This window comes from Micromonospora sp. NPDC048843 (assembly GCF_040649965.1).
GTDB classification, from domain to species: Bacteria; Actinomycetota; Actinomycetes; order Mycobacteriales; family Micromonosporaceae; genus Micromonospora; species Micromonospora hortensis.
Genome location: NZ_JBEZGJ010000264.1, coordinates 1 through 7043, shown reverse-complemented (window position 1 = coordinate 7043; position 7043 = coordinate 1). Strand labels below are relative to the sequence as shown.

Annotated in this window: 1 protein-coding gene and 1 pseudogene; both read right to left on the bottom strand. The window is 67.2% G+C overall.

What is annotated here, in order from left to right; all coding sequences use genetic code 11:
- A pseudogene (locus tag AB0C20_RS33985) lies at positions 1 to 2060 on the bottom strand (RHS repeat protein); the annotation flags it as partial.
- 89 nt (positions 2061 to 2149) lie between these two features.
- Positions 2150 to 6187, bottom strand: coding sequence for a LamG domain-containing protein (locus AB0C20_RS33980; RefSeq protein ID WP_357181587.1), 4038 nt, complete (start codon positions 6185 to 6187; stop codon positions 2150 to 2152).
- Between the last annotated feature and the right edge of the window lie 856 nt (positions 6188 to 7043).

Sequence of the window (7043 nt, the reverse complement as noted above, 5' to 3'; positions counted from 1 at the left end):
TTCGGATCCGTGTAGCCATCCGGGGTCCAGTACACGGGGTAACAGAGCCGTGAGTTGGTCTCCGGTGAGCCCGGCAGGTCGTTCAGGTCGCAGTCGGCATCCGAGTAGGTGACGTGAATGTCGGCACCCGACTCGGTGCGGATGTTCTGGATCCGCCACCGAGAGAACAGGGGCGCCCCGGCCAGAACATTGGCGCGGTTGGCCAACTCCACACCGGTGAACCGCACCGGCGGGTCGGTGACGGTGCCGCCGACGTGCCCGGCGTGGACCAGCTCCTTGAGCCACAGCGACGCCGAACCGGCGACCTTCGGTGCCTTGAACTCATGGCTCAGGCTCCACGACTCGACGTCGGTGAAAGTGGCGCCGGTCCGTACCTGCGTCGTGACCTTCGTGAGTCGCTTGGTGCTGAAGAACACCGGTGCCAGCTTGTCCGTGCAGGGGGTCTCGGCGCACTCCCGGTCCCATGGCACGTCCGGCCAGTTCGCCTTGACCGGCTTGCCGTCCTTGTAGCATTCCGCGACGAGGCAACGGTCAGCAGTGCTGAAGAGCACCCGAGCGGTGGCAGCGACAGTGGGATGATTCGCGTGCAATCCGTACTCGATCTTGGCCAGGTTTCCGCCCCGGGTGAACGACACCCGGTTGTCCTTGTCGCCCGCGGCACCGTAGTAGCCCGTCTCGCCGGCCGAATAGTAGTAGCGGACCGTGTTGCCGTGTACGTCCACAACCTTGTCGAGCATCCAGCGCCACGCCTGCTTGCAGGACGAGTCCTTGAACGCGCTGGCGTGGCAGTCCTCGTTCGGATGGTTGCCGAACACCGGGATCGTCCACCGGGAGTTCGCCGAGGTGACCTCGCTGGCGAAGAAGTACTGCGTGCCGTCCGGCGTGGTGACCGTCCAACGCTCGGACGTCGCGCTGCTCGCTGCGGCCGGGGTGCCCGCGAGTTGGATCTTCCAGTTGCTGTCGCTCTGTGCGCGCCAGACACCCGTCGTGTCGTCCTTGATGAGGGAGGCGTTGACGCCGTTGAGCGAGATGGTGACGTTCGGCGAGTCACCCTTCCAGCACTGGTCGTCGGTCTTCTTGTCCTTGTTGTTCGGATCCTTACCGGCGACAGCGTCGCGGTCATCAGTGCAGGTGACGTAGGTGCGTTCGACGAAGCCGGGCGCGTACTCCCAGCCGTCGCCGATCCACGAGGCCTGGTTGTTGGCGCCGGCCATCCGGCCATCCACGACCTGGGACGAGTAGTTGAGTGAAACCTCCGGGAGTGGCCCTTCCGCCGGAGGAAGCCGAACCTGGTTGGCGTACGAGAAGCCCCCGGCACCATCCCCCGCGGTCCACGACCCGGACGCCTTCAGGTCCGTTGCCTTGTAGTCACCCTCCGCCGAGGCGTCCTCAGCGGTGATGGCGAACACCATCGGGGCCGCGCCGGACAGAGCCAGCTCGGTCGACAGGGTTTTCGCTGTCCCATCGTTTGTCGTCTCCACCGCCACGACCTGCTGACAGTCCGACAGTTGCGGAGTGGTCACCGCGCAGGCCGGCAGCCGTTTGAGAGTCAGCCGTTCGCCCCAGCCCGCCCCGTACAACTGCCGAATTCCGGCGTAGTCGAAGGTCGCCTCAGCCGCTCCCGCATCGCCGTCGACGACGACAACAGGGCCAGTGACGCCCAATCGACGCGAGTGCCGCTCGTCCAGCACCCGCACCTGAACTCGTTGCGGAGCCTGGGCGTCCGGCGCGGCCGAGACCGTGACGGGTAGGTGACCGGCCAGGCCCTTGGCCCTCTTCCCCGGGCTTCCGGCAACCGCAAACGTCGCCTGCCCGGCCGCTGGCCACACGGCGTCCTTCGGCGTGGTCCACCTGCCACCGTCGTCGGGCAGCGGTGTGCGGTCGATGGGCACCGGGCGGGCCGAAGCCGCCTTGGCAGCCTTCACCGCGCGGTCACCCGATGGCACCTCGGCAGCCTCGGCAGGCTGCGCCACGGTCAGTGTCGATGCCACCAGCACCGCGACCATGCTCAGGGCGATCATCCGGCGTGGACGGGACAGGGCCGTTCGAAGCTGCGACATGGCACCTTCCTGACACAAGGGGGGAGGCAGGAGAGTTCGGGTGCAAGCGATGTGATGAGGACGGCAGGTCACACCCCGTCGGGGCACGATCAGCCAGCGGCGAGGTCGGCGATCCGTTCCGGGGCAAGCGTGGAGGTCCAGATCCGTACGTCGTCGACGACACCACCGAGCCGCGAGTGACGGCTCCCGCTGGTGTCCCCGCCGCAACCGATCAGGGTGGGTCCGCCCGCCATCCAAGGAGTGACCGGACCGTCAACCTCGCCCTGCGCGACTCCGTCGACGTACAGGCGGACCTTGCCGGCGCCGAGGTCGTAGACACCGGCGAGGTGCGTCCACTTGCCGAGCGTCGGTGGCTGCTGCGACTCCGAGTTGTGCCAGGCGGCATTCGCTGCGGGCGAGTCCGGCATTCCGAAGTGCCATCGATTGGCGCCCGGGTGGTAGCCGAGATAAAGGCCGGTATTGCCACTGGATATCTGCGACATCACCGTGTGGTGCCCGGTGGTCCTTTCGAGCAGCACCCAGGCGGTCAGTGTGAACGAGGCATCGGTACGCACGAGAGGACCAGGGGCCTCCGCACAGGAGTTCTCGGCCAACTCCAGGCCGAGGGCACCGTCCCGACCGAAGCCCCGATCGCGTGCCCAGGCGTACGGGCCGGTGATGGTCAGGTCGCGGCCGTTGCCGGACGTGTCGGTCAGATAGGTCGGTGTGTCGCTGGCCGGGCCGTCCAGCGGCCACAGACCCTCCAGCTTCACCCCCGGGTTACCTCCGTGCGCGGTGGCCACCTGGGCGGCGGTGAGTGCGCCCTGCCAGGCCTGTACGCCGCTGACTGCCCCCAGGACGTGATCCACTGGATTGCCCAACCACATAGCACAGCCGATGGTGGTGGGGCCGTTGGCCTGCCACGGGGTCGCGACCCTGGGGGCCGACGAGGCCAGGACACCGTTGACGTACAGGCTCATCTGCCGGGCGGTGGCGTCGTAGACCCCGGTCAGATGAGTCCACCTACCCACGTCGGCAGCGATACTGTTGGGGGATCTTGGCCACGGCCCCGAGGAAACGTTGGTATCGGCATCCATCATCATCATCGCCCAGTAATGAGTGCCGTCCACCACCCGGGTGCCGAGATACCAACCGCTGTACTGATTGCCGTCCTGACCGATGACCGTCTGGTTGCCGAGGCCCGCCGCGTCCAGCTTGACCCACGCCGCCACAGTGAACGACTCGTCGGTGCGCACCGAGGGCCCGTCCGTCGCCGCGCACTGCTTCCAGCCGTCCAGTTTCATCGCCGAGGCGACCCGGCCGTACTGGTCCTCGACCCACGACGCACCCTCGGGCACCACAGCGTCGGAGGATCGGCCAGTGGCCTCGGCGCCACTACCGCGCAGCTGCCAGTCGCCGACCAGGCCGGCGGGCAGTTCGGTGGCGGCGCGAGCGATCTGTTCCTCGGAGAGCAGACCCTGCCAGACGCCGGCCTGATCGACCTCGCCGATCAGGTGGTGCAGCTCCGAATCTGCGTTCCCGAAACAACCGACGAGGAAGCGGCTCTTCGCGTCCCATGGCGTGAACGGGATCTCACCCTCGGACGCGAATTGTCCATTCACGTACAACCGCATCATCCGCGCGACCGGGTCCACGGTGGCCGCCACATGCTGCCACTGGCCAAGCGGGGTGGACGTCGGCGCATAGATGCCGGTGAAGGCGGCCGTTTCGAAGTCGCCGGCGGTCAGGCCCAGCTCCCAGCGATCCCGCACGTGGTGGTACAGGAGGTAGAACGAGGGCCGTACCGTCCCGACCTGAGCGAAAACGGTACGAAGGGAGGACTTGTCGGCCAGGTTCACCCAACCGGAGACGGTGTACTCCGCGTCGGTGCGGATCACTGGCGCACTTTGCGCGCAGCCCGTGCCGTCCACGGCAAGCGCAGTACCCGGGACTCCCTTACGGTCGGTGCCATAGCTGGCCCCACCGCCGAGAGTCAGGTTCCGTCCCTGTCCGGAGTCGTCGAGTCCGTTCCCATCGAGCCGCCAGGTGGCCTGTGGCTGGGCCTGGGTGATCCGTCCGGTGAAGAAGTTGAACGCGGTCCGTGCCGAGTAGTTGCCGGCGTTGTCCTGCGCCCAGACGTAGACGACAGTTCGGCCGACCTCCGGGGTGAAGGTGACTGTCGTCGTGCCGGTGGATGCCTGGAAGGCCTGCATCGCGTCGGTCCCGATGCCGTAGGCGAACTGCTTGACGCCGGACATGGCGTCAGCAGAGGTGAAGCTGAGTGTCACAGGCGCGCCCGCGACCGGGGTGCCCGAAACGCGGGTGACCACTGGCGCGGTGGGAGCGGTGTGGTCAACCCGGAAATAGCAGTATCCCGTCCAGCCGCTGCCCTCGCCAGCCACGTCGTCATAACCCTGCACCCGCCAGTTGTAGGCCCCGTCGGCGAGAGCGGGGGCGGCCCATCCGCGCTCGACGCCGGAGGTGGTCCACGCCGAGGTGTGGTCAGCGGGGTTGGTCGGACCGTTGATGTCGAACTGCACCTTCACCGAGCCGTCGCCGTCGTTGGCCTTGCCGTAGAGCGTCGGGGTGGGGACGTTGACCCATGGCCCCGGTGACGTCGTGCTGCAGTTGCCGCCCGGCGACGTGCGGATCGCCACCGGCGCGGAGGGCCGGGACTGGTACGTTGCCTTCAGCTTGACGTTGGCCGGGTCGAATTTGGCCCAGTGTCCGCCACTCTCGCTTCCCATCTTGAGACCGAAGGTTATCGAGGCAGCGCCCGCATTGGCGTGCCGCTGGACGTGGTAGCCGACGTTCGCCCCATTGAAACTCTGCCAATTGGCCGACTGACCGCAGTTGGCCCCGACGGTTTTGGTCTGCAGCGGGCCTCCATGCAGCCACGTATTGGCCATGCCATTCCAGCTGGGAGTGGCGCTTGCCAATGAGTTCGTCTGCCAGATACCGAGAGACTCAGTACAGTTCCCCGTGTGCACCAGGTACGCGTCGACACTAGTCGTATTCACGAGGCGCCGGCCTGACATCGCGGAAATGTCGAAGTAGAAGTGCGACCGCCAGATGTCCCCATGGCTGTCCCAATTTGAGCCGACGCGGGCCACCTCTCGGGGCCAGGAACTACCCGAGGTCCATTGACGGTCTGGGTCGGAATCGTTCACGGGGGCCCACCTGGCCCACTTCATGTCATAGCTCGGGTCGATGAAGACCGGGAACTGGCCCCCGCTCAACACCGCCGGGTCCACGGCCACGGTGAGTGATCCTTCGTCGACACGAACGTCGACCCGAGCCACCGCAGCGGCGTCGGACGGACCACGGACACTCGAGCTGGTCACGGGGCGTTCCCCGCTGGGGTCGAGGGTCCCGGCACCCCGCTTCCCGACGGAGGGCTCACCAGTCGCCGCCGTCGAGTCCCATGCCATCGCCGGCGGGGCAGCCGCGAACAACCCACCCGGACCGGAGATGGTGACGCGATTGTCGGTCACCGCCACGTCGGCCGATCCGCCGAGGACGAACCGCGTCTCCCGGACTGCCGGGTTCTTCGCCGCCACAGCACTCTTGACCACGAGCAGGTGCGAGAAGCCCCCGCGTTCGGCCCGCACCACCAGGTCGACGTCCGGGTAGACGTTCGGGTAGGTGATCGTGTCGCCATCGATGACGCCCTGCGGCAGCGCGCTCGGCCACCCGAGCGAGAAGTCCGCGCCAGCGCCGGTCATGACGGCGAACGGGCCTTGCCCGCCCTGGGAGAAGACCACGTCGGCCGTGGAGGCGACCGGACGGACGCGACCGTCGCCGCCGACCACCAACGTCGTGTCGATCCCCCGCCAACGGCTACCGACCTTCGCCCACTGCGGCTCGGCCCACGACTCAAGCGTGAGCTCACCGGAGGGTTGCGCGAAGACCTTCGTGGTCTCCGAGGCTGCCGCCAGCACCTCGACCGCCGTGTCGCAGGTGCGTGCGAGCGAGATGGCTGCGTCCTCGGACGGCGCCATTGCCGCACCGTCGGCGGCGGCTGCGGAACAAGGGTTCGATTCGGGGGCAGCGGTGGCCTGACCGCTCGCCCCGACAACCGCTATCGCGCCCGCCAAAAGGGTGCCGGCCGTAAATTTTGCCAGCCAGGCATGACGAAGTAGAACCACAGCCGCACCCCCGTAGAGCAGCCCAAGAAGTCTTGCGGCAGACAATACATAGATCCACTGCGTTTAACCATACGCAATTCTGGCAATATTTATTGAGGCCGAATCCAGGGCAGATATACCATTTTGGTCGGTTGGCAACGATGGTCAGGATTGGGCCGCTGGCGCTCCGCGATAAGCGGCCGTACCGGCGGCGTCGCCCACCGGAAGGCGGCAACCCCTCCCGTCGTGCCGCAGCAAACATACGGCGACCAGACAGTGCGAATCGCTCGAATTCGACCGTTTCCGATGGTGTGGCGCGGGATGCGGCGAAGACTCTTCCGGCAGCAGAGCATTGTTGAATACACGAATTGGTCGCCGCCGCAACCTCGCGTGGCGCAATCCCGCTGTCGCCCGCACCAATGGGACCAATTCACACATCATGAAGGGCCCGTTCGGGGCGCCTACCCGAGACCGGCCCAGTCCACACGGCACCCTGCCCCAGCGCCGGCCCGGCCCAGGCCCCGCCAACGGCGCAGGCCGGGAATGGCCGACCATTTTCACGCTGGGCTGCCCCGCTCGCCCCCTTCATGGGCGATCGCGCCCTCCCTGGTCGTGCTCGATCCGGGAGTTGGTGGCCTCGTGCCGCCGGGAGGGGACTATCCCCCCGGATCGAGCACGACCTGGTGGGACGCGAGGTTCCGTGCGGAGCGCTGCCGGCCGATCCGGCGTCACGTTCTGCCCCGCCTCGGACCGGTACGGGGCGCGCGAACCGCGCTGAACCGCATGATCCACTCGGCTTTCATGACGTCGGGGCATCCCCGGCACCCGGACACCGCGACTTTCAGGAACCCGAGTCGATCAGGTCACCCTGGCCGCC